This window comes from Hymenobacter siberiensis, from assembly GCF_018967865.2.
GTDB classification, from domain to species: domain Bacteria; phylum Bacteroidota; class Bacteroidia; order Cytophagales; family Hymenobacteraceae; genus Hymenobacter; species Hymenobacter siberiensis.
This window is the reverse complement of the sequence record NZ_JAHLZY020000001.1, coordinates 484,409-510,114: the sequence shown is the minus strand read 5'-3', so window position 1 is coordinate 510,114 and position 25,706 is coordinate 484,409. Positions and strand designations below refer to the sequence as shown.

Here is a 25,706-nt window from a genome sequence, read left to right as displayed (position 1 = left end):
GCGAGCAGAACCGCCCCGGCCCTGCCATATTTACAAAAGCGAAATGTCATTGGAATAGGCCAGTGCTGAGAGCTTCAAAAGTAACCGCTGCTTCGTGAGTACCGTGCTGCCGCCGTCTGCCATGTCATTGCCCGTGCGGCTGTACCCGCTAGGCGATGCGGCCGTGGTGCTGGAATTCGGCAACGATATCAGTGCGGCTACGCACCGGGCCATCGCGGCTTTCAGCGCCCGGCTGCTGCGGCAGCCGTTTGCGGGCCTGCGCGAGATGGTACCCGCCTTCACTACACTCACCGTCTATTACGACCCGTGGCTGGCCAGCGGCAACGGCCAGCACATGCCCTACGAGCGGGTGGCGGCCCAGCTGCGCGAGCTACTCCCGGTTTCTGGAGAAGCTGAAGCCGCCGAAGAAACCAAAGTAGTGGAAATCCCGGTGTGCTACGGCGGCGCGTTCGGGCCGGATTTAGCCTTCGTAGCCCAGCACACCGGACTGAGCCCGGCGGCAGTAATTGCCCTGCACACGGCCCCCGAATACTTGGTGCATATGATTGGCTTCGCACCCGGCTTCCCCTACGTGGGCGGGCTCGATGCGCGGCTGGCCACGCCGCGCCGGCCGCAGCCGCGCCCGCTGGTACCGGCCGGCACGGTAGGCATCGCGGGGCCGCAAACGGGGATTTACTCGCTGCCCACGCCGGGCGGCTGGCAGCTTATTGGCCGCACGCCCCTGGCGCTGTTCGATGCCGGATGGGAGCAGCCCAGCCGGCTGCGGGCGGGGCAAAAGCTGCGGTTTGTGGCAATTTCAGAGGCGGAGTTTGCGGAGATTCAGCCGCCGCAGCCATGAGTCTGCACATTCTCCGTCCCGGCCTGCTGACCACCGTGCAGGACCTCGGCCGCTTCGGCTACCAGCAGCATGGCATCATCGTGAGTGGCGCGATGGATGCCGTGGCCCTGCGCGTGGCCAACCTGCTGGTGGGTAATGAGGACAATACCGCCGGCCTCGAAAGCACCTTGCTCGGCCCAAAAATCCGCTTCGAAACCAACCACCTTATTGCCCTTACCGGGGCGCACTTTTCCCCCACCCTCAACGGGCAGCCGGTGGGGCGGGACCGCGCCATTTGGGTGGCGGCCGGCGCGGAGCTGGCATTTGGGCCGGCCGTGGCGGGATGCAGGGCGTACCTGGCGGTGGCGGGCGGCGTGGCCGTGCAGCTGGTGCTGGGCAGCCGCAGCACGTATTTACGGGCTGGCTTTGGAGGATTGGATGGCCGGGCATTGCGGGCGGGTGATGAGCTGCCAATTGGTGAGTCTTCCGCCACTGGCGCGGCAATTCGGGCTTCCCTTTTCAACAGCCAAGAACAATGGAACCAGGCCCGCTTCACGCCCGGCCCGGACCTGTGCCCAATGCCCCGGCCAGAGCCCGTTATCCGCGCCGTGCCCGGGCCGGAGTACGCGCAGTTTTCGGCCGCCAGCCAGCGGGCTTTCTGGCGGGAGCCGTTCACCATCACGCCCGAGGCCGACCGCATGGGCTACCGCCTGCAGGGGCCGAAACTTGAGCGGCCCGCCGCGACGGAGCTGCTGTCGAGCGCCGTTACGCTCGGCACGGTGCAGGTGCCGGCCGGCGGGCAGCCCATTGTGCTGCTGGCCGACCACCAGACCACCGGCGGCTACCCCCGCCTGGCGCAGGTTATCAGTGCCGATTTTTCGGCGCTGGCGCAGGCGCGGCCGGGGCAGCAGCTGCGGTTTGAGAAACTGACGCTGGACGAGGCGCAGGCGCTGTACCTTGCGCAGGAAGCGCGGCTGCGCGGGTTGCAAAGCGGGATTGCAGCGGTTTTTCGAGTCTGAAATAAGAACGTCATGCTGAGCGCAGCCGAAGCATCTCGTGTGCCACCACTAATTCCGAATCGATTTGATTACTACCCCACGCGAGATGCTTCGGCTGCGCTCAGCATGACGTTCTTATTGGCTTATTTATTCCTCTTTCCCTGCTTATGCCCCCAACCCACTCCGTTGACCTGAACTGCGACATGGGCGAAAGCTTCGGGGCCTGGACCCTGGGCCACGATGCCGCGCTCATGCCCTTCATCACCTCGGCCAACATTGCCTGCGGCTACCACGCCGGCGACCCGGCCGTGATGCGCGCCACCGTGCGGGCCGCGCTACAGCACAACGTGGCCATTGGGGCCCACCCCGGCCTGCCCGATTTGGTGGGCTTCGGCCGGCGCGACATAGCCATTTCGCCCGAAGAAGCCTTTGATATGACGGTGTATCAGCTGGGAGCCATTCAGGCCGTGGCGAAGGCCGAGGGCGGCTACCTCCACCACCTCAAGCCCCACGGCGCGCTCTACAACATGGCCGCCACCAACGCCGCGCTGGCCACCGCCATTGCCGAAGCCGTGTACAAGGTGCAGCCCGAACTGGTGCTCTACGGCCTGGCCGGCTCCGAGCTCACCAAAGCCGGCGAGCAGTTGGGCCTGCGCACCGCCCACGAAGTATTTGCCGACCGCACTTACCAGGCCAACGGCACCCTCACCCCGCGCCGCCAGCCCGACGCCCTCATCACCGATGCCAACGTGGCCATTGCGCAGGTGCTGCGCATGGTGCAAGGCGGCGGCGTACGCACCCAGCAGGGCACCGACGTGGCCATCCGGGCCGATACCGTGTGCCTGCACGGCGACGGGGCCCACGCCCTCGAATTTGCCCAGCGCCTGAACACAGAGCTACGCGCCGCCGGCGTGCAGCTGCAAGCCACCAACTCAAAAAGCGCCCGATGAAGCCGAAGTTTCGCACATTCGGTGGGGCCAGCCTGGGGGCGGCATTTCTGATGGCCAACTCGTCCATCGGGCCGGGGTTTCTTACCCAGACCACGGTATTTACCCAGCAGCTGCTCACCAGCTTCGGGTTTGTCATTCTGATTTCGGTGGTGCTCGATGTAGGCGCGCAGCTCAACACCTGGCGCATCCTCACGGTGAGCGAGCTGCGGGCGCAGGACCTGGCCAACCGGCTGCTGCCGGGACTGGGCTACCTGCTGGCGGCGCTGGTTATTTTGGGCGGCTTCGCCTTCAATATCGGCAACATTGCGGGCTGCGGGCTGGGGCTGAATGTACTCACCGGCCTGAGCTACGAGCAGGGCGCCATCATCAGCTGCGGGGTGGCGCTGCTGCTGTTCTGGGTGCGCGAAATCGGGAAGATGCTCGACGGCTTCACCAAGATTCTCGGCACCGTCAAGATTCTGCTCACGCTGGGCATTGCCTTCAGCGCGCACCCTCCCCTGTTGCAGGCACTGCACCACACGCTGCTGCCGGTCAAAATCAGCGCGGCCGCTATTGTGACGATTGTGGGCGGCACGGTGGGCGGCTACATCACGTTTTCGGGCGCGCACCGGCTGCTCGATGCGGGCATCAAGGGCATTGAAAACCAAGCGGAAGTGACGCGTAGTGCCGTGAGCGGCATCGTTATTTCCACGGTGATGCGGTTTGTGCTGTTTCTGGCCATTGTGGGCGTGCTCAGCCACGGGGCAGTGCTGGAGGCCGACAACCCGGCGGCGGGCGTATTCCGCGCGGCGGCAGGCGAGGTGGGCTTCCGGGTGTTCGGGGTGATTTTGTGGAGCGCGGCTATTTCGTCGGTGGTGGGCGCGGCGTACACGTCGGTATCGTTTTTCAAGACCTTTCACCCGGTTTTTGCGCGGTATGAGCGGGCGTGCATTTCAGTGTTTATCATTCTATCAACCAGTATTTTTGTCTTCATCGGCAAGCCCACGCAGCTGCTCATTTTCGCCGGGGCCATCAATGGGCTGATTCTGCCCATCGCGCTGGGCATCGTGCTGGTAGCAGCCACCAGCCGCCGCCTGATGGGCAACTACCGCCACCCGCGCTGGATGCTGGCCGCCGGCTGGATAGTAGTGATGGTGATGGGCGGCCTGAGCATCCCCGTGCTGGTAGACCAGGTGGGCGGAATGCTGCGGTGAGTGGTTTGAATCGCCGCCTGACGTAAAACCTCACCCCCAGCCCCTCTCCAAAAGAGAGGGGAGCCGAACGGCCTCTAGGTTGGGATTTCGAAACCGTTTAGAAAAATGCCCGTGCCGCCATGGCTCCCCTCTCTTTTGGAGAGGGGCCGGGGGTGAGGTTCCGCCGCCTGCGCCGTATAAAGCGACATGATGCTCCCCCCCTACCGCCGCGAAACGCTAATCCAACAGCTGACCGATACCCCCGCCTGGGACCTCATCGTCATCGGCGGGGGGGCCACGGGGCTGGGCGTGGCGCTCGACGGCCTCAGCCGGGGCTACAAAACGCTGCTGCTGGAGCAGGCTGATTTTGCCAAAGGCACCAGCAGCCGCAGCACCAAGCTGGTGCACGGCGGCGTGCGCTACCTCGCGCAGGGCGATATCGGGCTGGTGCGCGAGGCGCTGCACGAGCGCGGCCTGCTGCTGCAGAATGCGCCGCACCTGTGCCACAATCAGGCGTTTATCATCCCGAACTATACCTGGTGGGGCGGCCCGTTCTACACCATCGGCCTGAAGCTATACGACCTGCTGGCCGGGCGCCTCAGCCTGGGCACATCCACCCACCTGAGCCGGGCCGAAACCCTGCGGCAGCTGCCCACTCTACGCCCGGCCGGCCTACGCGGCGGCGTGCTGTACCACGACGGCCAGTTCGACGACGCCCGCCTGGCCATAAACCTGGCCCAGACCTGCCTCGACCACGGCGGCACGGCCCTCAACTACTGCGCGGTGCATGGCCTGCTGAAAGACGCCCACGGCCGCGTGGCCGGCGTGCGCGCCACCGACCTCGAAACCGGCCGCGAATATGAGCTAAGGGCCAAAACCGTAGTAAATGCCACCGGCATTTTCGTGGATGAAATCCGGCAGCTTGACGAACTGAAAGCCCGGCCGCTGGTGCAGCCCAGCCAGGGCGTGCACCTCGTGCTGGACCAGGCATTTCTGCCCGGCACAGCGGCCCTCATGATTCCGCACACCGACGATGGCCGCGTGCTATTCGCCGTGCCGTGGCAGGGCCGCATCGTGCTGGGCACCACCGATACGCCCGTGCCCACTGCCACCCTGGAACCCCGCGCCCAGGAAGCCGAAATCGACTTTCTGCTGCGCACCGCCGCACAGTACCTCACCCGTGCGCCTACCCGCGCCGATGTGCGCAGCATCTTCGTGGGCCTGCGCCCGCTAGCGGCCTCAGCTGCGGGCTCCACCAAAACCAAGGAGGTATCACGCCGCCACAAAATCGTGGCTTCGGCCAGCGGCCTCATCACCATCACGGGCGGCAAGTGGACCACCTACCGCCGCATGGGCCAGGATACCATCGACCAAGCTATTAAGCTGCACCAGCTGCCGGCCGCCGCCAGCCACACGGCGCACCTGGCCATTCACGGCGCGGCCTCATCAACCGAAAATTCCGGCGGCCCAGCCCACTTAGCTGCCTACGGCAGCGACCAGCCGGCGCTATCAAAACTCATTGCCGACAATCCGGCGCTGGGCGCGAAGCTGGATTCAGCATTTGAATTCTTACTGGCCGAAGTAGTGTGGGCCGCCCGCCACGAGCTGGCCCGCACCGTGGAAGACGTGCTGGCCCGGCGTGTACGCCTGCTGTTTCTGGATGCCGCCGCTGCAATACGCGCCGCCCCCACCGTAGCCGCCCTGCTGGTCCAGGAGCTGGGCCACGATGCCGCCTGGCAAGCCGGGCAGGTGGCGGCCTTCGCGGAGCTGGCGCGGGGATACCAGTTGGCCAGTTAATGAATCAGAAAAACACAGAACATCATGTCGAGCGCCGTCGAGACACCTCGCTCGGAGCAGTACCCCAATAATCAGGCACTTGTGCAGAAGTACCCGTAAGCTCCGGTCCGACCACCCTAGGCGGTCGGACCGGTTGTCGTGAGGACGAAATCGGGGGTGCTTCAACCGGTCGGACCGCCTAGAGCGGTCGGACCGGAGCATACCGGTATTTCTGCTTGGCTGTGACGGCACGCGAGATATGTCGGCGGCGCTCGACATGATGCACTTATGGGTTAGGTGATTACATTAGCCCGGCCTTTTTACGGATAATCGCATGAGCCCTTCACTGGAAACCGCCTCCCCGCCCGCCCCCGGTCTCACCAGCCTCGACCTGGCCCCGGTGCCTTTTGCCGAGCGCACCTGGGGCACGGGCCACTACGCCGCGCTCTGGATTAGCATGAGCCTGTGCATCCCGACCTACATGCTGGCCAGCTCGCTCATCGAGGGCGGCATGAACTGGTGGCAGGCGCTGCTCACCATCTTCCTCGGCAACACCATTGTGCTGGCCCCCATGCTGCTCAATGGCCGGGCCGGGACGCGCTACGGCATCCCATTTCCGGTGCTGGCCCGCGCCAGCTTCGGGGTGCGTGGAGCCAACGTGCCGGCCCTGCTCCGAGCCATCATCGCCTGTGGCTGGTTCGGTATTCAGACCTGGATTGGGGGCTACGCGCTGTATCAGATGGCCGTGCTGTGGGTGCCCGCGCTGGGCACGCTGCCGGCCATTTTCCCGGCCAGCTGGGGCCTGGCCACGGGGCCGGCGCTGGTGTTTTTTCTCTTCTGGCTGCTGAACATGTATGTGGTGTACCTCGGGGTCGAGAGCATTCGCAAACTACTGGTGTTCAAGGCATTTTTCCTGCCGCTGGCAGCGCTGGCGCTGCTGTGGTGGGCTATTTCGGCCGGGCACGGGCTGGGGCCGATATTGGCGCAGCCGAGCAAATTCACGACCAGCGCGCAGTTCTGGGCCTTCTTTTTTCCCTCGCTCACGGGCATGGTGGGGTTCTGGGCCACGCTCTCGCTCAATATCCCGGATTTCACGCGCTACGCCGTCAGCCAGCGGGCGCAGCAGCTGGGGCAGGCGCTGGCCCTGCCCGCGTCCATGACGTTATTCTCGTTTGTGGGCGTGGTCGTGACATCGGCCACCTTCATCATCTACGGCAAAACCATCTGGGACCCGGTGGTGCTGGCCGGCCGCTTCGACAGCAAGCTGCTGGTGAGCTTCGCCATGATTGCCGTGGCCCTGAGCACGCTGGCCACCAACATCGCGGCCAACATCGTGAGCCCCGCCAACGACTTCGCCAACTTCTCACCCGAGCGCATCAGCTTCAAAACCGGCGGCTACCTCACCGGCGTGCTGGGCGTGCTGATATTTCCCTGGAAGCTCATTACCGACCCTTCGGGCTACATTTTCACCTGGCTGGTGGGCTATTCGGGGCTGCTCGGGCCCATTGGCGGCATCATGATTGTCGATTATTACCTCATCCGCCGCCAACAGCTTAACGTGCCCGATTTGTACCAGTACCACGGCCGCTACGCCTACCGGGGCGGCTTCAATCCGGCCGCCATCATCGCCCTCGTCATCGGGGTGCTGCCCAACGTGCCGGGCTTCCTCACGGCCATTGGCGTGCTGGAAAAAGGCGCGGTGTGGCCGACGCTGGTAGCCGTGTACAACTACGCCTGGTTTGTGGGTTTTGGGGTATCGGGGGCAGTTTATATGCTGTTGATGCGTGGGCAGCCCACCGAAACCGCAGCGCCGGCCGGCGTACTGGCCGAGGCATTTTCTTCAATCCCCCGATAACTTTCCTCATGGTAGAAGTAAAGCCGCAGGGCGATGTCGTCGTGTTCAATGTACAGGGCATGCACAAGCTCTGGGCCCTGAAAAGCCAGCTCACCATCCCGCGCTCCCACATTCGCGGGGCCCGGCAGGATGCCAAAGCCGTGGGCCGCTGGTGGAAAGGCTGGCGCGTGGGCACCCACGTACCGGGCCTGCTCACGGCCGGCACATTCTACTTCGAAGGCCAGCAGATTTTCTGGGACGTTGCCAACATCGACCACGCCGTCATCATCGACCTGTACGATGAGGATTACCACCAGCTCATCATCGAAGTAGCAGACCCGGCCGCCGTGCTGGCCCTGCTGAACCCAACCCCGCCGGCCGCCTGAAGCCAGCCACCTATCTGGCGCGCCTGTCCAGTTCGTCGAGGTCGGCCGCGCCCTGGGCCGGCGTCATCCACTGTCAGGGCTGAGGGGCGGCGGGCTCATTCACTTTCAGGTAGTTGAGGCGCGTGGTGTTGGGCACCACAAACTGGCAGGGCTTGGCCACGGGCCAGCTGCCAAGGCACAGCTGCAAGGGCTTGCCGAAGCGCGCCCAAGGCAGCTCCAGGTATTGCCCGGCCCCGAGGGTGCCCATTTCGTGGCCATCAACATACACTTTGAGCGGGGGCGCGCCGGCGGCCTGGGCCGGGCGGTACACGTAGATGTAAGCCGTATCGGTCCGCACTGAGGTATGCGCGCCGGGGTAGGGCGCAATGGCCCCGGTGCGCATATCCAGCCCGTAGGCCGTGGGCTCGGCGCTGTGGTCGGGGATGTAGGTTTGGGCCAGGGCCGCCCCTACCGCCCCGGCAATCAACATTCCTTTCGATTGGCTCTGGACTTGGGCGGCGGCGTACAATTGGTCATCAAGCGCCTCGCCGACGAACGTGAAAAAGCTCCCCTGACGCATCAGCGGGAAAAACTGCTTGTCGTGGAGCACGAATACCTGGCGGCCATCCGAGAAGCCCCACAGGTCGGGCGGCACACCGCCGTGGTGCGCGGCCGAGCCCGCCAGCGGCCGCACCCGCGCCACGCGCAGCCACTGGGCCGTGGCCAGCGCGCTCTTGTAGCGCCGCCGGATGGTATCGACAAAAAACGGCGAAACAGTATCGGGCCGGTTGGCCAGAAAATGCTCGAACCGGTAGTACAGCCCCCGGCGCGGTGCTTCGCGCAGAATGGCCGCGCCCCGGCCGGCCGTGCCCAGGGCAGCAGGAGCGTCGGCCGGCAGCTGGGCCATGGTGCGGGCAGGCTGCCGGGCCACGGTAGCCCATTCGGCATCGGTGGTCTGGCCCAGGCACTGGCTCAGCAGCTGGGCCAAGTGGCCGGCGTGGCGGCCGGTGGTTTCGTATCCGTAGGCGCTGGCATGCGCCCCAACACCCCGCACAAAATTTTAGCCATCAGTAAGTTGCTCGTACACATCGGCCGTCAGCTCGGCAATGGCCTGCTGCTTTTTGCCCCCCATGATTTCGCCAATGTGCAGGCTGCGCACGCACAGTACCACGGTATGCCCGCCCGCCGCCCGCACGGGCAGCTGAATTTGCAGAAAACTGGTGAGCTCCGTTTCCAGCCCCTGCCGGAAGGCCACGGCGGCCGATTTTCCATTCAGCCCCCGATACACGATGCCGATGGGCGGCTGTCCGGCGCGGCCGTCCACCACCTGCTCCACCCCCAGCGTGTTGTCGGATAGCGTCAGGGCCTGATTGGTCAGGTCGAGGTAATAGGTTTGGGCGCGGGCGCTGAGGCTGACCCCGGCCAGCAGTGCCGCAAGTAGAAATAATTTCACGGAAAGGAAGGCGATTGCAGCCTCAAGATTAGGCACGATTTCCCGGACTACCGACCCGGCAGATACCGAAGGGCCGGGCGGCGCGGGAGCCGCTTAGCGCAACAACGTTTTCTTAAAGCTTTTGAAATCCTGCAGAGTAATCAACGGGCCTTTTAGCCGGTGTAAGTCGCTCACGATGCCGAAGCCGGGCAAGGCATAAGCCATTGGCGAGATGGTGCCGTAAGCCTGCCACGCCATCCGCACGAAGGCTACCCCCGGAGAGGCTTCGTGCACGGCTTTTTCATATTCAGGCCGCGCTACGAACTGATACGAATAGGGATAGACCTGCTTTATCTGCGCGTCGGTCAGGCCGGGCGCACGGTCGTCCTGACACAACAGCAACAAAGGGGGCGTGCTGCCCGACTTCACGCGCTGCGGGCCAGTCCCAGCGGCGTACTGCTCCAGTATTTTCACGCAGTACAGTGCGTCGCTCGGGTTCGGCGTGTTATTGAGTAGGGGCTCATTGTGCACGGTAAAATCAATCTGCTTCAGGAATATGCGCAGGCGGAAGCTCAGCAATTCGTCGCGGTGCCCCGCTAGTACTGGGCCAGGCTCGCCATAGCGGCGCATGGGAGGCGGGGCATCGAGGTAGTCAACCGCATCAAAATCAAGCACGTTGAGCTGGCCGGTATTGGCCGCTACCAAGGCCGCCAGCTCAGCCTCTAACTTATATTCCACTTTCGGGGAAAACGTCCAGCCCGGGCCGGCCACCTCTTTTAGCAGCGCGTTGCCCAAGGCAATAGATTGTTGATAAGCCCGCAGGCCGTCGGGCTTTTTGGCCAGCTTTTTCAACTGTTTTTCGTCCTCCTGCTTCAACACTACCAGCAGCGGTTGGGTCCGCAGCAGCTGGGTTTCCTGGTCGCGGTCGCGCTTGAATTCGGCGATGGTGCGGGAAAACTAGGCAAAAACCGGCGCACTCAGCAACAGGCAGCAGCACAGGCAGAAGTAGAATGGACGCATTGAATTGGAAATAGCGGTGAAAAGGTGCGGCTAAAACTACGGAGATTTCGGCCCGGGCAACAAATGCGGCACCAGCCACCCCGTAAGCGGCAATAGTTGGCCTGCCAGGCCGCAGCCCGCGTATAGCAGCGTTGCCTGCCTGGTTCCGGCGGGGCTTTTTCCCATTATGCCAACAACTCCTTCCCCCTCCCCCACCAATTTCACCGGCTTCGTGCGGGTGCGCGGCGCCCGCGAGCACAACCTCAAAAACGTCGATGTCGACATTCCGCGCGATGCGCTGGTGGTGTTCACCGGCGTATCGGGCTCGGGCAAAAGCAGCCTGGCGTTCGGCACGCTCTACGCCGAGGCCCAGCGCCGCTACCTCGAATCGGTGTCGCCCTACGCCCGGCGGCTGTTTCACCAGATGGCCGTGCCCGAAGTTACCAGCATTGAGGGGCTGCCGCCGGCCGTGGCCCTACAGCAGCAGCGCGGCGCGCCCAGCACCCGCTCGTCAGTGGGCTCGGTCACGACGCTGGCCAACCTGCTGCGCATGCTCTACTCGCGGGCCGGCGACTACCCGGCCGGCCAGGGCATCATCTACGCCGAAGCCTTTTCGCCCAACACCGCCGAGGGGGCCTGCCCCACCTGCCACGGCCTGGGCCGCGTGTATGAAGTGACGGAGCAGACCATGGTGCCCGACCCCACGCTCACCATTCGGGAGCGGGCCATTGCGGCCTGGCCGCAGGCCTGGGGCGGCCAGAACCAGCGCGACATCCTGGTGAGCATGGGCTATGATGTGGACACGCCCTGGCAGGATTTGCCGCAAAAGGACCGCGACTGGATTCTCTTCACCGACGAGCAGCCCGTGCTGCCGGTGTACCCCGGCTACTCGCCCGAGCAAACCCAGCGGGCCATCAAGCGCCGCGAGCCGCCCAACTACATGGGCACGTTCACGGGCGTGAAACGGCATGTGCTGCACACCTTCGCCACCACCCAAAGCGCCCTGATGAAGCGCCGCGTAGCCCAGTACATGCTGGGCTCCGACTGCCCCACCTGCCACGGCAAGCGCCTGCGGGTGGAGTCGCTGTCGGTGAATTTTGCCGGGCTGGATATTGCCGAAATGTCGCGCCTGCCACTCAAGCGGCTAGCAGCGCTGTTGCAGCCCTTTGCCGAGGGCAAAGCCGGCAAGCAGCAGCACGATACGGAGCATCCGGAGCAGGCCATCGTGGCCCGGCGCATTGCCGAGGATTTGGCGGCGCGGCTTACGGTGCTGCTCGATTTAGGCCTGGGCTACTTGTCGTTGGAGCGTGGCACGCCCACGCTTTCGCCCGGCGAATTGCAGCGGCTGCGACTGGCCACGCAACTGTATTCCAACCTCTTCGGCGTGGTATATGTGCTCGATGAGCCCAGCGCCGGCCTGCACCCGGCCGATACCGAGGCGCTGCTGCAGGCCCTGGCCGGCCTGCAGCGCGCCGGCAACTCGTTGTTCGTGGTCGAGCACGATTTAGACGTTATCCGCCAGGCCGACTGGCTCGTAGACGTGGGCCCGGCCGCCGGCGAGAAGGGCGGCCAAATCCTCTACAGCGGCCCGCCCGAAGGCCTCAAGGCCATCGCCGAATCGCAGACGCGGCAGTTTCTCTTCGATGCGCCCGCCCTGCCCGACCAGCCGCCGCGCACCCCTACCGGCTGGCTGAAGCTGGCCGGCGTGACGCGCAACAACCTCATCCAGCTTGATGTAGAATTTCCACTGGGCGTGTTCACCACGGTTACGGGCGTGTCGGGCTCGGGCAAATCCAGCCTCGTGAGTCAGGTGCTGGTAGAATTGGTGGCCGAAAGCCTGGGGCAGGAAATCGCCCCCGAGGAAGAGGAAACCGATGCCCTGGCGCAGCCCGCGCCCGTCACCCTCGGCGGCCACATCACCGCCGGGCTGGAAAATATCAAGCGCCTCGTGCGCGTCGACCAGAAGCCCATCGGCCGCACGCCGCGCTCCAACATGGCCACCTACACCGGCCTGTTCGACCACGTTCGCAAGCTCTTCGCCGCCACCCCCGAGGCCCGCAAGCGCCGCTACGATGCCGGCCGCTTCTCCTTCAACGTAGCCAAGGGCCGCTGCGAAAACTGCGCCGGTGAAGGCTTCGTGATGGTCGAACTGCTGTTTCTGCCCAGCGTGTACGCGCCCTGCCCAGTGTGCCACGGCGCGCGCTACAACGCCAAAACCCTCGAGGTGCAGTACCGCGACCTCAACATCGCCGAAGTGCTGGGCCTGACCGTGGACGACGCTTGGGCATTCTTCGCCGACGAGCCCGCCATCTTCCGCGCCCTCACCGTGCTGCGCGAGGTGGGCCTGGGCTACCTGCGCCTCGGCCAGCCCGCCACCGAGCTGAGCGGCGGCGAGGCTCAGCGCATCAAACTGGCCACCGAGCTCCAGCGCATTGGGCGCGGCAACACGTTGTACGTTCTCGATGAGCCCACCACCGGCCTGCACCCCTCGGATGTTGAGAAGCTGATGCTGCAGCTCGAAGGCCTGGTGGCCGCCGGCAATACCGTCATCGTGGTGGAGCACGACATGCGCGTAGTAGCCGGCTCCGACTGGGTTATCGACATCGGCCCCGGCGCGGGCGAAGACGGCGGCCGCGTGGTAGCCGCCGGCCCGCCGCGCACGGTGGCCCTGGCCAAGGGCAGCCAAACCGCGCCGTACCTAAGGCAGTTCATGGGATGAGGTTGCGGTAGAACGTAGCCCGACATCCCCTAAAAAAGATGAATCCCACTCCCCCACCGCTACCCGACAAATTCTTCGTTCGCCAGGACGAAACCCCCGACGCGGAGTTTTACCACCACCCGCGCTTCGTCACGCACATCGACGACGCAGCCATTGCCGCCGTCACCCAGCTCTACCGCGAGTACTTCGCGCCCGACAGCACGCTGCTCGATTTGATGAGCAGTTGGGTGAGCCACCTCCCGGCCGATATTGCCTACCGCCATGTAGTAGGACTGGGCATGAACGCCGCCGAGCTTCGCGCCAACCCACGCCTCAACGCCCACGTGGTGCAGGACCTGAACGCGCAACCCACCCTGCCCTTCGCCGACCAGCAATTCGACGGTGCCTCTATTTGCGTGTCCATCGACTACCTGACCCAGCCAGTAGCCGTGCTGCGCGAGCTGGCCCGCGTGCTGCGCCCCGGGGCCCCGTTGGTCATCACCTTCTCCAACCGCTGCTTTCCCAGCAAAGCCGTGGCCGCCTGGCATGCCCTCGACGACCGCGGCCACCTGGCCCTGGTGCGTCAGTATTTACTGGCCGCGGGCGGTTGGCAAGCCATTGAGCTGCTCGACCGCAGCCCGCAGCCGCCCGGCCATTCCGACCCGTTGTTTGCCGTGGTGGCCCGGACCAACGCCGGGCTCATGCCGTAAGGCGATGGCAGGAAAAGAAAAAGGCCGTTTTCCATGTGGAAAACGGCCTTTTCTTAGGTAGCGGGGACTGGACTCGAACCAGTGACCTTTGGGTTATGAGCCCAACGAGCTACCAACTGCTCCACCCCGCACTGTTTTGGTGCTGCAAAGGTAGCACAAGTTTTTGGCCGATACAAGCCTACCAACTGCATTTCTGCTGTACCGGGGGTATTTACCCGGCTAACACATGGGTGGAAGTCTGGTTATCCGAATGTTAAGCCCTAACAAAAAAATTTAACTACAGTCTTTGCGGCTGGCTAATGGGCGGCAACTACCGCTTGGGAAGCCTTGCGGTACTGGAAGCGGTTCTTGAGCCGGTCGAGGGGTTCTTCCACGAAATGCCAGGATGCGGCGGCCAGCCCGGCCAGCACCGGGCCCAGCACCAGCAGCGTGGGCAGCGGCCCCATCCAGGCGGCGCGCCCGGCGGCATCGGGCACGAAATGATACACCAGCCGCTGCCAGAATACGAACAGGGGCAGGTGGTAGAGGTAGAGGCCATAGCTGCGCTGGCCCAGCCATTGCATGGCCGGCTTGGTGAGGCCCAGACGCCGGCCGGCCGCAGGCACATGCAGCAGCCAGCCAATGGTGAGGAAATCGGCCAGGGCCAGCACCGAGCCCTCACTTATGGCCCACACGGCAGCCCACGGGCCGGGGTCGAGTGCAAAACGGAGCGCGGTCCAGCTCAGCCAAGCCAGCAGCACATAGCGCCCCCGGGCTAGCCGGACCAACCAGGGCGCTCCCTCAGCCAAGCAAAGCACGCCGCCCAAGGCAAACAAATCGAGGCTGGACGGCAACAGCAAATGCACCATATCCAACTGCACCCACAGTGCCCACAGCGCCCGGAAGCACCAGCCGGCAAGGGCCAGTGCCAGCAGGCCCTGCAGGCGGCGGCCCAGCCAGCCCAGGGCAAAGGGCCATAGCAAGTAAAACTGCGCCTCGACGGCAATAGTCCAGAAATGACCGATGCCATCGCCCCAGCCTTTTGCTTTATAAATCAACACATTATTTACCAGCAGCATAAACCAGCCGGGGTGCTCATGCAGGGTGGCCAGCGGCAGCAGCGCGCCGGCCGCCAACGCCAGGTAATAGGCGGGCACAATGCGCAGTGCCCGCCGCACATAGAATATGCGTACCCGCGGCCACCACCGGCCTGGCGCGCCTGCATAAGCCCCATAGCGCCAGACAATGCCTGACACGAGGTAGCCGCTAAGCACGAAAAATAAGCTCGGCCCGATTTCGCCAAGCGGAAAAGGAGGCCGCACCCAGTGCTGAAGCACTACCACGCCCACTGCCACGGCCCGCAGGCCATTGAGCTCGGGCCGAAAGACGAGGGTAGTAGTAGACGCAGGCAAGGGCATAACCAACAGATGGGCCCGCAAAATACGCGCCCCTGGGACAGCGCAGGCTGGGTCCTGCTTTGTGCCGACCTTTGCGGCCCGCCTACCAGGTGGGTAGTGCCCCGGTTTGCTTTGCCTGTTTGCTTATGTCTGATAAACGCTCGCCCGCACTGGGCTTCATTTTCATCACCATCCTGATTGATGTTATCGGGCTGGGCATCATCATTCCGGTGGTACCCAAGCTCATTCAGCAGCTAACGGGCGAAGGGCTGAGCCGGGCGGCGATTTATTCGGGCTGGCTGACGTTTGCCTACGCGGCGGCGCAGTTTTGCTTCGCGCCGGTGGTGGGCGGGCTCAGCGATAAGCTGGGGCGGCGGCCGGTGCTGCTGGCCGCGCTGCTGGGTTTGGGGCTCGACTACGTATTTCTGAGTTTTGCGCCCACGCTGGCCTGGCTGTTTGTGGGGCGCGTGGTGGCGGGCATCACGGGGGCCAGCTTCACTACGGCCACGGCCTACATTGCCGATATCAGTACGCCCGAGAAGCGGGCCCAGAACTTTGGAATGGTGGGCGCGGCGTTTGGCATTGGCTTCATCATCGGGCCGGCCATTGGCGGGCTGCTGGCCGGCTACGGGGCGCGGGTGCCATTTATGGCGGCGGCGGGGCTGAGCTTGTGCAATTTCCTGTACGGCTTTTTTGTGCTGCCGGAGTCGCTGACCCCCGACAAGCGCCGGCCGTTTCAGTGGCGACGGGCCAACCCCGTAGCCTCGCTGCTGCGGCTGGGCAAGTACCCCGCCACGCTGGGCCTGGTGGCCGCGCTGGTGCTGCTGTACCTGGCGGGCTCGGCCACGCAGTCGGTCTGGACGTTTTACACCATGCTCAAGTTTGGCTGGACCGAGCGGCTGGTGGGCATTTCGCTGGCCGTGGTGGGGCTGTGCACAGGGCTGGTGCAGGGCGGCCTGGTGCGGGTGGCCATTCCGAAGCTGGGCGCGGCCCGGGCCATCGTTATCGGGTTGCTGTGCTACACGGTGGGCTTCGTGCTGTTTGCCTTCGCCTCCCAGGGCTGGCTGATGCTCGCCTTCATTGCCCCCTATTGCCTGGGCGGCATTGCGGGGCCGGCGCTGCAAAGCACCATTTCGGGCCAGGTGCCAGCCACCGAACAGGGCGAGCTGCAGGGCGCACTCACCAGCCTCATCAGCGTAACGGGCGTAGTGGGGCCATTGATGATGAGCTACTTGTTTGGCGAATTTACCCGCAAAGGAGCCCCGGTTTATTTTCCGGGAGCGCCCTTCATGCTGGGGGCGGTACTGGCGCTGGGCAGCGTGGCGCTGGCCGTGTATTCGCTCAAAAAGCATCCACCGGTGGCCATCGGTGCGGCTGTGGCTGAGGCGATACCGGCGCACTAGCCGCGCAACTGCCCCGCCGCAACCGCCGGATGGGCCTTACTTTACTGCTCAATCTCTTCGCCTATGATGCCCGAACCTCCGCAGTCGCTGCTTCAGCTTACCCACCGCCCCGATTTGAGCATTCTGGTGGGCCGCTGGGCGTATCAGCCAGTGCAGCCCGAACTTCCGGCGGTGTATCAGCACGTTGAGACCGTGGCGCTGGCAGAAAACTGCCGGTTCTGGCTCCAGGATATCCGCCGCCGCACCCTCAACGACCCGCAGACGACGGCCTGGCTGCTCAACGACTTTTTTCCCGGCATGGCCCGACGGCTGGGCGGCCGGCTGTTTGTAGCCTACCTGGTGGGGCCTACTTTGCAAGAGGCCATCCTGCAGCAGCCCGGCTACATATCGGCCGAGGCCTATGACGGCAAGCCCTTCGCCATCTCGTTTTTTGGCGATGAGGGCGAAGCCATTCGCTGGCTGCAAATGCAGCAGAGCGGACTCTACTAATTTTTTTCAGCTTACAAGACCCCTTTTTCAGCTCGAAAAAGGGGTTTTTGCTTTACCGGAAATCTTTTTCCAGAACCAGTCGTTTCATAATTACGAAACTTTCGTAGATTTACGACATAATCGTATTGCTCCTAATGGCCACGTCCCTCGAACGCCTCACCCAACCCGAAGAAGACGCCCTGCGCGTGCTCTGGCCGCTGCCCGCCGGCGGCTTTGTTAAAGACGTGCTCGACGGCCTGCCCGCGCCGCCCCCGCCCTACACCACGCTGGCCAGCACCCTGCGCAACCTGGAGCGCAAGGGCTACGTGCGCAGCGAAAAGCTGGGCAACTCCTACCGCTTCGTGCCCCTGATAACGGCCGACGACTACCAGCGTCGCTCGCTGGGTACACTCGTAAAGCAGCATTTTCAGAACTCCTACAAGGACCTGGTGTCGTTTTTCGCGCAGGAAAACAAGGTGAGCACCGAGGATTTGCAGGAGATTATCCGGCTCATCGAAAGCAAAAAGGAGGATTAGCCATGTCGATGTGGACGCCCATCCTGCTGTACCTGCTGAAGGCCAACGTGGCGCTACTGCTGTTTGCGGCGGCTTATTTCGGGCTGCTGCGGCGGCTCACGTTCTTCACCCTGAACCGGGCTTATCTGGTGTTTGCGCTGCTGTTTGCGGCCGGGTACCCGGCCCTGCCCCTGCCGGCGCTGCTGCCGGCCGAGGCCACTCCCACCGTAGTCTTTGCGTTGGTGGGGACTACGGGGGCCGCCCCCGGTGCCGCTCCGGCGGGGCCCGCGGCCCCAGCGGTAGATTGGGCCGCCGTGGGAGTGGCCTTGTACGCGGCGGGCGTGGCCGTGCTGCTGGCCCGGCTGCTGGGGCAGCTGCTGGCGCTGGGGCGGCTGCGAGCGCGGGCGCGGCCGGTGGTGGCCCACGGCCTGCCGGTGCGGGCGCTGGCCGAGGCCGTCAGCCCGTTTTCCTTCTGGCAAACCATTTACCTGAACCCCGCGCTGCACCCCGCCCCCGAGTTGGCCGCCGTGCTGCGCCACGAGCAGGTGCACGTACGCCAGTGGCACACCCTGGACGTGCTGCTGGCCCAGCTGGCCCTGGCAGTGGCCTGGTGCAACCCGGCGGCGTGGCTGCTGCGCCGCGCCCTGCTCGACAACCTCGAATACCTGGCCGATGAGGCCGTGCTCAAAACCGGCCTAGTTGACCGCCGCGCTTACCAATACAGCCTGCTGCGCCTCAGCCACGCAGCGGCGGCTCCTTCTCTCGTTTCCTCTTTCACATTTCCAACCCTCAAAAACCGTGTACTTATGATGAATTCCCCTTCCTCCGCATTGGCCCACTCCGGGCGCTACCTGCTGGCCCTACCGCTGGCCTTGGGCCTGGCCCTGAGTGTGGGCGCGGCGCTGTCGCCCGCCGTGGCAGCGCCGGCCGCCCAAGCAGTTGTGCCCGGCCCGGCCGTGTACTACCTCGATGGCAAGCTGAGCGACAAAGCCACGGTGGATGCCCTTGACTCCAAAAGCATTGTTTTCATGAACGTGCTGAAGGAAGAAACGGCCCGTAAGGTATTTGGCTCGGCGACGGGCGGCGTGGTTATCGTGGTCACGAAAGCCCACGAAAACGCGGCCGAGGTGCGGGCGCTGGATGACAAAATTGCCAACGTAGCGCCGCTGGTGCCCGGCACCGAAACGCCGGCCGAGGTGAATGTGCTCACGCCAACCGCCCTGGCTTACATCACCAAAACCCACCCCAACTCGCGCATCATCGGCGTTACAAAGCTGAGCTACCCCAACACGGGAGAAGTGCGCTACAAAGTGCAGCTGGCCGAAGGCACCCGGCCGCACTACGCCTACTTTGATGAGAAAAGCAACGCGGTGAAGCCGTAATGGCCCGTTAGAAACCGCGGACCGCAAGAGCCGCTTCCGCAACTGGGAGCGGCTTTTTCATGTCTGCCAATGAAGCTAGCGCTGTTACTTGGGCTCTTTGTTGCTCTTTTGCAGTAACGTAACGCTTTGCTTTTATGAACAACCGATACCTCTCGGCCGGAACGGCGGCCCTGCTGGCCCTGGCAGGCTGCACCAGTACCAAGCCCGCCGCCGTGACTACGGCCGCTGCCGCGCCGGTAGCGACGGCCGCCCCAGCCCCCAAAGGCGTGGGCCTCGACATGGCCGACATTGACCGCTCGGTGAATCCGTGCGAGGACTTCTTTCAGTTTTCGGGCGGCAACTGGCTGCGGGCCAACCCTATTCCGAGCTACGCCAGCAGCTGGGGGCCGCGCAACCTGCTGGGCAACCGCACCCAGGATTTGCTGCGTAAGATTCTGGAGGACGCGGCGGCCAACCGCAACGCCGCGCCGGGCAGCAACGCCCAGAAAGTGGGCGACTTCTACGCCAGCGCCATGGACACCGTGGCCATCGACCGGACCGGCCTCGCGCCGCTGAAACCGGAGCTGGACCGCGTGGCCGCCGTGCGCAACGCGACCGGCCTGCGCGCCGAAATTGTGCGCCTGCAGGAGCTGGGGGCCAGTCCGTTTTTCCGGGCCGGGGTGGACGTGGACGAGAAAAAAACCACGCAATATGCCGTGCAGATGAACCAGAGCGGCCTCACGCTGCCCAACCGCGACTTCTACTTCAAAACCGATGCCCGCACCGAGAAGGTGAAAGCCGCCTACCGCGCCTACATGACGCAGGTATTTGAGCTGCTGGGCGCAGCCCCCGCCGTGGCACGGCGCGACGCGGCCACGGTGGAGCGCATCGAAACCCGCCTGGCCAAGGCCTCGCGCACACCCGTGGAGCTGCGCGACCCGCAGGCCAACTACAACAAGCTGACCGTGGCCGCCGCCCAACAGCGCTACCCTGTGCTCGACCCCAAGAGCCTACTGACGGGCATGCAGCTGGGCAAGGCGCAGAAAATCATTATCGGTCAGCCGGCTTTCTTCGATGAGGTGAACGCGGTGCTGAAAACCGAAACGCTACCCGACCTCAAAACCTACCTGCGCTGGCACCTGGTGCGCTCGGTGGCGTCGGCAATGCCCACGCCGTATGCCGAGGCGGCCTTCCGCTACAGCCAGGCCCTGACCGGGGCCAAGCAGCAGGCCCCGCGCTGGAAACGCATGCAGGCCGCCACGGACCAGAGCCTGGGCGAGGCCTTCGGGCAGCTGTACGTGGACCAGGCTTTCTCGCCCGAGGCCAAGGCCAAGGCGCTGGAAATGGTGGCCAACATCAAGGCCAGCATGGCCGAGCACATCCAGACCAACACCTGGATGAGTGCGCCCACCAAGGCCGAAGCCCTGAAAAAGCTGAACGCGCTGCGGGTAAAAATCGGCTACCCCGATGTGTGGAAGGACTATTCGGCCCTGCCCATTGCCCGCGAGAGCTACCTGACGAATCTGCTGGCGGCCCGGCGGTGGGAAAACCGGCGCGAGGCGGCCAAGTTTGGCGGGCCCATCGACCGCAACGAGTGGGGCATGACGCCGCCCACCATCAACGCCTACTACAACCCGCCGATGAACGAAATCGTGTTTCCGGCCGGCTACCTGCAGCCTCCGTTCTTCGACCCCAAGGCCGATGATGCAATCAACTACGGGGCCATTGGCGGGGTGATGGGCCACGAAATGACCCACGGCTTCGACGACCAGGGCCGGCAGTACGACTCCGAAGGCAACCTGCGCGACTGGTGGACGCCGGCCGACGCGGCCGAGTTCACGCAGCGCGCCGCCATTGTGGGCAAGCAATACAGCGCCTTCTCGCCCCTCGATTCGGTGCACGTAAACGGCCAGCTCACGATGGGCGAAAACCTGGCCGATTTCGCCGGCCTCACCGTAGTGTACGGGGCCCTGGAGAAGCAATTGCAGCAGCGCTACGGCAGCGGCCCGCGCCCCAGCTACGACGGCTTCACGCCCGAGCAGCGCTACTTCCTGAGCTGGGCCCAGCTGCGCCGCCAGAATATTCGCCCCGAGGCCCTGCGCCAGCAAATTGCCACCGACCCGCACTCGCCCGGCCAGTACCGCACCATCGGCCCGCTGATGAATATGCCGCAGTTTCAGCAGGCCTTTGGCTGCCCTGAAGGCAGCAAGATGACCCGCAGCGCCGCCGACCGCGCCGTGATTTGGTAATCAACCGCTGGCGCACGTCTGCCACGCGCTGCCGCCTGGCTTTGAGTCTGTGACTCGGGCATTGAAGCCGTTGCCGAAGGTAACCTTTAACCGAGCCGCAGGCTCGGAACCACTGGGCAGCGCGTCGCAGACGCGCGCCAGCGGGGATGCCTGATTATCATTCGCAAAGAAGCCCCGGCGCCCATGCATCTTGTCCTTACCCAAATCTTTTTCTAACTTCCCCGAGGTAACGCAGAGGACCTTTTTTGCTGGCTGACCCCGCTTGAAAAGCGGCAAACCAACTAGGCAACCGCGCAAAAACGCCCTTCTAGCCACATGGCCGGAAGGGCGTTTGAGTTTTGGGTAAGGACAAGGCGCCCATGCATCGGGGCTTCTTTATGCTGCTATATTTACCCCGGCATTCTACCAATGGCACACCATTCCTTTTCATGAAACACCTTTCCTCTTTGCTGCGCGGCGGGCTCCCGGCGGCGCTTTTGATACTGTTGTGGCTGGCGGGGCCGGCGGCGCGGGCGCAGGTGCCGGCCTGGCAGATGGCGATGACCGTTAGCCAAGCCACCACGGCAGAATCAACCATAGAACAAACGGCGACTGATGCCAGCGGCAACGTGTTTGTAACCGGCAGCTTTTATGGCACGGTCACCTTCGGGACCAGAACATTGAGCACGACCCCGTTCATCATCTATCGCGATGTATTTATAGCCAAATGGAGCCCTGTCACCAGCCAGTTTGTGTGGGCAGCCCAGCTTAATGATGCACTTGGCTCCTTGCCGATGGCACTGGTCGTACAAGGCAGCAGCATCTACCTGAGTACCGCGGGAACAAGAAACAGTATAGGGCATCTGTACTCTACCCTACTATTTTTAGTAATTGATTTTTAGCAATTTGCCTCGTAATCCAGTTCAGTAGCGTTTCAACCAAGCGGGCCAATGGGTCCTCGGGCAGGGTCAGCGGGCGGGCGAGTTGGCGGAGCAGATTGAGGCCGTGGCGGCTCAGGCTGGCGGCCCGGTAGCCGTGGTTTTTGCGGGCAATGGGCTGGCGGCCGCCGTGGGCGGCCGCGCCCACGCCCAGACAAAACGCGTAGGCCAGGCTGACCAGGGCCACGAGCTTGCGCAGCTTTTGGAAACAGCGCAAGTGGGTGGCTTCCAGGTTAAAGCCCCGCCCTTTCAGATTTTGAAAGCATTGCTCAATCGTCCAGCGCTTGGCATAGAGTTGCGCGAGGTGGTTCAGGCCGGCCGTGGCAAACAGGAAGACAAACGCGTCCGCCGCCACGGCCTTGACCCAGACCTGCCCCCAAACCCCGTCGACCTGCACGTGGGCGAAGCGGCGCACCTGCCCCGGCACCAGGCCCAGGTCGGCCACGGCCTGCCGCCGGCCGTCGGCGTGGGTCAGGCAGTGGTGCTTGGGCAGGCGCATGACAAAATTAAGCCCGTTGTCTTTGAGCCACTTGAACCACGCATGGCCGACAAATTCCCGGTCGCCCACGACCAGGCCGATGCGGTCTTTGCCCAGCAAGGCCACGCATTTTTCGAGCACGGCGATGCGGTCGGCGGCGTTGGAGTTGCCGCTGCGGTTGTCGAGTAGGTGCCAGTAGAGCGGCACGTGGACCTCGCCCGTGCCGACGGTGACGAGCAGGATGTTCACCTGGCACTGGCCGAAGTCCCACTCCGTGCGGTCGAGGCATAAGCGCAGCTTGCCCTGCGCAGGCAACAAACTCAGTAAAAGCTTGGCCACCAGTACGTAATTGAGGTCTACTTCGCGGAAAAAGTCCTGAATGCGCGTTTCGTTCGAGGCGGGCTTGGCCGCGTCATTGAGGTGCTGGGCCACCTCGCCGAATTGCACGTTGCGGCTCTTTATCAGGCCAAGAATAAACTGGCCCACAAACTTTTGGCGGGACAAGTGGCCCACAAACGGGGCCTGTTGCAAAAGCGTCGTAATTTTAGCGGCGAAGTGTTGCTTCACGGGGCAGAACGGGTTTTTGGTGGTGTCAGAACCCCAAAGGTCGGGCTGCCCCGTTTTTGTACCTGAAAAATAGTAGGGTAGAGTAGGGCATCTGTATAAGTTCACCGATGCCGGCCTTACGTTCAGCACCGCTTGGGCACAGACCTTAGGTGCCGGTGCCGAAATTAGTAGGGGCGGGCTGGCCGTGAGCGGCAATAACGTGTACCTCGCCGGCTCCTTTTTCACACGCTCTTTTACAGTGGGCGCATTCCAACTCATCAACGCCAGCTCCGGCTCGTTCGACCTGTTCGTGACCAAAATCACGGATTCCGGTTCTACCAGCAGCTTTACCTGGGCCAAACGAGCGGGCGGAACCGGGTATGATACAGCCGGCCCATTGGTGGTGGAGGGAAGCGTGCTTTACCTCACGGGCACTTTCGAGGGCACCACAGCAGCTCCTGCCTTTTTCGGTACCACTCCGCTCATCAGCGCCGGCAATACCGACGGGTTTGTGACCAAAATAGTGGATACCGGCACCGACGGAGTCTTTGGCTGGGCAAATCGCTTGGGCGGTGCCGACAATGAACAGGTGAAAGCTGTGGCCGTAGCCGGCAATGCCGTGTACGTGGGCGGCAATTTTAGCAGCCCCACTGCCAATTTCGGTTCTACCAGTTTGGCCAATGCTGGCGCTGCCAGTGGCCCCGCCTCCACCGATGCCTTCGTTACCAAGCTCACCGACGCGGGCAGCGCCGCCTCCTTTGCCTGGGCACAGCGGGCCGGCGGTCCCGGCAACGACGACCTTATCGCCTTGGCCATCCAGGGCGCAGGGTTATACCTCACCGGCACTTTCGAGGGCAGCAGCGCCAGCGTGGGCACCACCCCACTGGCCAGCGCCGGCAGCATCGACGGCTTCGTAGCGGCCCTCGTCGATGCCGGCCCCACCAGCCGCTTTGCCTGGGCGCAGGCCGTGGGCGGCCCCAACTACGATTATATAGGTGGACTGAGCCTAACCGGCACCACGGTCTACGTGGGCGGAGGTATCTACAGCGGAACGTCCAGCTTCCCGCCCCGCGTCGTCAGCAACCCGTCCAGCAACTTTGCAGCTTTTCTAGCCTCCTTCGCTGCGCCCGTGCTCACAACTACCATCCCAGCCGCACTGGCCGGGCCGGCCTTTACCCTGGCCCCCAACCCGGCCCGCACCGCCGCCACCCTCACACTACCCGCCCTACCTGGCACCGCCACGGCCACCCTCACCCTGCGCGATGCCCTGGGCCGGACCGTGCGGACCGAAACCGTGGCCCTGCCGCTCACCGGCCTGCGCCACGAACTGGATTTGAGCGGCCTGCCCGCCGGCATCTACGCCGTGCAAGTGCAGGCCGGCAAGGCTACCGCCACCCGCCGCCTGGTGGTGGAGTAGCGCTGTCATTGCATGCGCAGCGACGCAATCTGTCCTTTTTTAAACGACAAGCCCCGACACGATGCAGTGCCGGGGCTTGTCGCGTAAAAGAGCGTCTGGTGTTCACAGGACGGATTGCCACGCTTCACTGCGTTCCGCTCGCAATGACAGGTACCTAACCTTCCATCACCTTATTCTGGCGGCTGATGGATTCCAGGTGCACGGCGGCCAGGTACTGCTCCACGAAATCAGTGGTGAGGCCCACTGATGCGCCCTGGCGCTGGGCGCGTTCCAGCACCTCGTTCCAGCGGCTGGTCTGGAGGATGGTGATGTCGTTTTCCTTCTTGTACAGACCAATTTTTTCGGCCACGGCCATTCGGCGGCCCAACAGCTGCATCACCTCGGCATCGAGCTGATTGATTTGTTCGCGCAGGCCGGTGAGGGCCGAAAGGAATTCCTGCGCGTTGGTGGTTTCGTGCCGCCACACCAGGTTCTGAATCAGGTCGCGCAGCACTTCCGGAATGATTTGCTGCTTGGCATCGCTCCAGGCATTGTCGGGGTCGATGTGGCTTTCAATCATGTTGCCATCGAAGCCCAGGTTGAGGGCCTGCTGGGCCACGGCCGCCAGCGTATCGCGCCGGCCGCAGATGTGGCTGGGGTCGCAGAGCAGCGGCATTTCGGGCATCCGGCGTTTCATCTCAATGGGCAGGTGCCACATCGGCGCGTTGCGGAAGTCGGTGTTGCCGTAGCTCGAAAAACCCCGGTGAATGAGGCCGACGTGCGTGAGGCCGGCCTTTTGCAGGCGCTCCACGGCGCCCACCCACAGCTCCAACTCGGGGTGAATGGGGTTTTTCACCAGCACCGGCACGTCCACGCCGCGCAGCACGTTGGCAATTTCCTGCACCGAAAACGGGTTGCCCGTGGTGCGTGCGCCCACCCATAGGATGTCCACGCCGAAGGCCAGGCAGTCTTCTACGTGCTTGGCCGTGGCCACTTCCACGGCAATGGGCAGGCCGGTCAGCTCACTGGCCTTCTTGAGCCAGGGCAGCCCCTTGGTGCCCACGCCCTCGAAGCCGCCGGGCTTGGTGCGGGGTTTCCAGATGCCGGCGCGCAGGGCCTGCACCTTGCCGGTAGCAGCCAGCCGCTGGCAGGTTTCGAGCACCTGCTCCTCGGTTTCGGCCGAGCATGGGCCGGAAATGAGGTAGGGCTTGTCGTCGGGCTGACGATTGAAGAGGGCGGATTTCAT

22 protein-coding genes and 1 tRNA gene are annotated in these 25,706 nt (G+C 64.0%); 16 read left to right on the top strand and 7 right to left on the bottom strand.

The window, feature by feature from the left end; all coding sequences use genetic code 11:
* Window positions 1–121 precede the first annotated feature (121 nt).
* The 7 genes from pxpB (at window position 122) to KQ659_RS02150 (ending at window position 7,933) form a co-directional block, all read left to right on the top strand.
* On the top strand, window positions 122–838 hold the full coding sequence (pxpB, locus tag KQ659_RS02180; protein ID WP_216690362.1) for a 5-oxoprolinase subunit PxpB: 717 nt from the start codon (window positions 122–124) through the stop codon (window positions 836–838).
* Window positions 835–1,836: a 5-oxoprolinase subunit C family protein gene (locus KQ659_RS02175; RefSeq protein WP_216690363.1), complete on the top strand. Its 1,002-nt coding sequence runs from the start codon at window positions 835–837 to the stop codon at window positions 1,834–1,836. Before pxpB ends, KQ659_RS02175 begins: the two co-directional genes overlap by 4 nt.
* A gap of 146 nt (window positions 1,837–1,982) precedes the next feature.
* Window positions 1,983–2,765, top strand: coding sequence for a LamB/YcsF family protein (locus tag KQ659_RS02170; RefSeq protein WP_216679000.1), 783 nt, complete (start codon window positions 1,983–1,985; stop codon window positions 2,763–2,765).
* On the top strand, window positions 2,762–3,958 hold the full coding sequence (locus tag KQ659_RS02165) for an NRAMP family divalent metal transporter (RefSeq protein ID WP_216679001.1): 1,197 nt from the start codon (window positions 2,762–2,764) through the stop codon (window positions 3,956–3,958). Before KQ659_RS02170 ends, KQ659_RS02165 begins: the two co-directional genes overlap by 4 nt.
* A gap of 186 nt (window positions 3,959–4,144) precedes the next feature.
* The gene (locus tag KQ659_RS02160) at window positions 4,145–5,734 is read left to right on the top strand and encodes a glycerol-3-phosphate dehydrogenase/oxidase (RefSeq protein WP_226915679.1); all 1,590 of its coding nucleotides are present in this window, start codon (window positions 4,145–4,147) and stop codon (window positions 5,732–5,734) included.
* 313 nt (window positions 5,735–6,047) lie between these two features.
* Entirely contained in the window at window positions 6,048–7,568 is a 1,521-nt protein-coding gene (locus KQ659_RS02155) for an NCS1 family nucleobase:cation symporter-1 (RefSeq protein WP_216685452.1), read from the top strand.
* 8 nt (window positions 7,569–7,576) lie between these two features.
* A complete protein-coding gene (locus KQ659_RS02150) occupies window positions 7,577–7,933 on the top strand; it encodes a hypothetical protein (protein WP_216685453.1) in 357 nt (118 codons plus the stop codon).
* Between the two features lie 73 nt (window positions 7,934–8,006).
* On the opposite strand, the gene KQ659_RS02145 is transcribed toward KQ659_RS02150, so the two are convergent.
* From KQ659_RS02145 to KQ659_RS02135, 3 genes are all read right to left on the bottom strand, one after another.
* Window positions 8,007–8,966: a hypothetical protein gene (locus KQ659_RS02145; protein WP_216690364.1), complete on the bottom strand. Its 960-nt coding sequence runs from the start codon at window positions 8,964–8,966 to the stop codon at window positions 8,007–8,009.
* A gap of 6 nt (window positions 8,967–8,972) precedes the next feature.
* On the bottom strand, window positions 8,973–9,365 hold the full coding sequence (locus KQ659_RS02140) for a hypothetical protein (RefSeq protein ID WP_216679005.1): 393 nt from the start codon (window positions 9,363–9,365) through the stop codon (window positions 8,973–8,975).
* 93 nt (window positions 9,366–9,458) lie between these two features.
* Complete coding sequence (locus tag KQ659_RS02135; protein WP_216685457.1) at window positions 9,459–10,223, bottom strand: hypothetical protein; 765 nt, start codon at window positions 10,221–10,223, stop codon at window positions 9,459–9,461.
* Between the two features lie 307 nt (window positions 10,224–10,530).
* On the opposite strand from KQ659_RS02135, the gene KQ659_RS02130 reads away from it, so the two are divergent.
* On the top strand, window positions 10,531–13,062 hold the full coding sequence (locus KQ659_RS02130; RefSeq protein ID WP_216685458.1) for an excinuclease ABC subunit UvrA: 2,532 nt from the start codon (window positions 10,531–10,533) through the stop codon (window positions 13,060–13,062).
* A 38-nt stretch (window positions 13,063–13,100) separates the two neighbouring features.
* Complete coding sequence (locus tag KQ659_RS02125) at window positions 13,101–13,751, top strand: methyltransferase domain-containing protein (RefSeq protein ID WP_216679009.1); 651 nt, start codon at window positions 13,101–13,103, stop codon at window positions 13,749–13,751.
* A gap of 58 nt (window positions 13,752–13,809) precedes the next feature.
* Here the strand turns inward: KQ659_RS02125 and KQ659_RS02120 are convergent.
* Window positions 13,810–13,882: transfer RNA gene (locus tag KQ659_RS02120), tRNA-Met, on the bottom strand.
* A 165-nt stretch (window positions 13,883–14,047) separates the two neighbouring features.
* Window positions 14,048–15,148, bottom strand: coding sequence for an acyltransferase family protein (locus KQ659_RS02115; RefSeq protein WP_216690365.1), 1,101 nt, complete (start codon window positions 15,146–15,148; stop codon window positions 14,048–14,050).
* 125 nt (window positions 15,149–15,273) lie between these two features.
* Here KQ659_RS02115 and KQ659_RS02110 point away from each other — a divergent pair, with 125 nt between their 5' ends.
* The 6 genes from KQ659_RS02110 (at window position 15,274) to KQ659_RS02085 (ending at window position 22,004) form a co-directional block, all read left to right on the top strand.
* Window positions 15,274–16,530, top strand: coding sequence for a TCR/Tet family MFS transporter (locus KQ659_RS02110; protein ID WP_216679010.1), 1,257 nt, complete (start codon window positions 15,274–15,276; stop codon window positions 16,528–16,530).
* Window positions 16,531–16,593: 63 nt separating this feature from the next.
* Window positions 16,594–17,019, top strand: coding sequence for a hypothetical protein (locus KQ659_RS02105; protein WP_216679011.1), 426 nt, complete (start codon window positions 16,594–16,596; stop codon window positions 17,017–17,019).
* 134 nt (window positions 17,020–17,153) lie between these two features.
* Window positions 17,154–17,534: a BlaI/MecI/CopY family transcriptional regulator gene (locus tag KQ659_RS02100; protein ID WP_216679012.1), complete on the top strand. Its 381-nt coding sequence runs from the start codon at window positions 17,154–17,156 to the stop codon at window positions 17,532–17,534.
* A gap of 8 nt (window positions 17,535–17,542) precedes the next feature.
* Entirely contained in the window at window positions 17,543–18,895 is a 1,353-nt protein-coding gene (locus KQ659_RS02095) for a M56 family metallopeptidase (protein WP_216690366.1), read from the top strand.
* Window positions 18,896–19,029: 134 nt separating this feature from the next.
* Window positions 19,030–21,123 carry a M13 family metallopeptidase gene (locus KQ659_RS02090; protein WP_216690367.1) on the top strand — a complete coding sequence of 698 codons (2,094 nt, stop codon included), beginning with the start codon at window positions 19,030–19,032 and terminating at the stop codon, window positions 21,121–21,123.
* 428 nt (window positions 21,124–21,551) lie between these two features.
* Window positions 21,552–22,004, top strand: coding sequence for a hypothetical protein (locus KQ659_RS02085; protein ID WP_216690368.1), 453 nt, complete (start codon window positions 21,552–21,554; stop codon window positions 22,002–22,004).
* On the opposite strand, the gene KQ659_RS02080 is transcribed toward KQ659_RS02085, so the two are convergent.
* Window positions 21,973–23,085 (bottom strand): IS4 family transposase, encoded by a 1,113-nt coding sequence (locus KQ659_RS02080; RefSeq protein ID WP_216690369.1) that lies wholly within the window; start codon window positions 23,083–23,085, stop codon window positions 21,973–21,975. The two genes, KQ659_RS02085 and KQ659_RS02080, sit on opposite strands and share 32 nt — an antisense overlap.
* A gap of 238 nt (window positions 23,086–23,323) precedes the next feature.
* Between KQ659_RS02080 and KQ659_RS21725 the strand changes: the two genes are divergently transcribed.
* Window positions 23,324–24,481, top strand: coding sequence for a T9SS type A sorting domain-containing protein (locus tag KQ659_RS21725; RefSeq protein WP_216690370.1), 1,158 nt, complete (start codon window positions 23,324–23,326; stop codon window positions 24,479–24,481).
* Between the two features lie 154 nt (window positions 24,482–24,635).
* On the opposite strand, the gene KQ659_RS02070 is transcribed toward KQ659_RS21725, so the two are convergent.
* Entirely contained in the window at window positions 24,636–25,706 is a 1,071-nt protein-coding gene (locus tag KQ659_RS02070) for a chorismate mutase (RefSeq protein ID WP_226915680.1), read from the bottom strand.

Bases quoted from the DNA above. Each gene is read 5' to 3' on its own strand.
- KQ659_RS02125 (WP_216679009.1), top strand. From the start codon at position 13,101: ATGAATCCCACTCCCCCACCGCTACCCGACAAATTCTTCGTTCGCCAG.
- KQ659_RS02170 (WP_216679000.1), top strand. From the start codon at position 1,983: ATGCCCCCAACCCACTCCGTTGACCTGAACTGCGACATGGGCGAAAGC.
- KQ659_RS02090 (WP_216690367.1), top strand. From the start codon at position 19,030: ATGAACAACCGATACCTCTCGGCCGGAACGGCGGCCCTGCTGGCCCTG.
- KQ659_RS02160 (WP_226915679.1), top strand. From the start codon at position 4,145: ATGATGCTCCCCCCCTACCGCCGCGAAACGCTAATCCAACAGCTGACC.
- pxpB (WP_216690362.1), top strand. From the start codon at position 122: ATGTCATTGCCCGTGCGGCTGTACCCGCTAGGCGATGCGGCCGTGGTG.
- KQ659_RS02150 (WP_216685453.1), top strand. From the start codon at position 7,577: ATGGTAGAAGTAAAGCCGCAGGGCGATGTCGTCGTGTTCAATGTACAG.
- KQ659_RS02175 (WP_216690363.1), top strand. From the start codon at position 835: ATGAGTCTGCACATTCTCCGTCCCGGCCTGCTGACCACCGTGCAGGAC.
- KQ659_RS02095 (WP_216690366.1), top strand. From the start codon at position 17,543: ATGTGGACGCCCATCCTGCTGTACCTGCTGAAGGCCAACGTGGCGCTA.
- KQ659_RS02165 (WP_216679001.1), top strand. From the start codon at position 2,762: ATGAAGCCGAAGTTTCGCACATTCGGTGGGGCCAGCCTGGGGGCGGCA.
- KQ659_RS02155 (WP_216685452.1), top strand. From the start codon at position 6,048: ATGAGCCCTTCACTGGAAACCGCCTCCCCGCCCGCCCCCGGTCTCACC.
- KQ659_RS02105 (WP_216679011.1), top strand. From the start codon at position 16,594: ATGATGCCCGAACCTCCGCAGTCGCTGCTTCAGCTTACCCACCGCCCC.
- KQ659_RS02085 (WP_216690368.1), top strand. From the start codon at position 21,552: ATGAAACACCTTTCCTCTTTGCTGCGCGGCGGGCTCCCGGCGGCGCTT.
- KQ659_RS02130 (WP_216685458.1), top strand. From the start codon at position 10,531: ATGCCAACAACTCCTTCCCCCTCCCCCACCAATTTCACCGGCTTCGTG.
- KQ659_RS02115 (WP_216690365.1), bottom strand. From the start codon at position 15,148: ATGCCCTTGCCTGCGTCTACTACTACCCTCGTCTTTCGGCCCGAGCTC.
- KQ659_RS02070 (WP_226915680.1), bottom strand. From the start codon at position 25,706: ATGAAATCCGCCCTCTTCAATCGTCAGCCCGACGACAAGCCCTACCTC.
- KQ659_RS02100 (WP_216679012.1), top strand. From the start codon at position 17,154: ATGGCCACGTCCCTCGAACGCCTCACCCAACCCGAAGAAGACGCCCTG.
- KQ659_RS02110 (WP_216679010.1), top strand. From the start codon at position 15,274: ATGTCTGATAAACGCTCGCCCGCACTGGGCTTCATTTTCATCACCATC.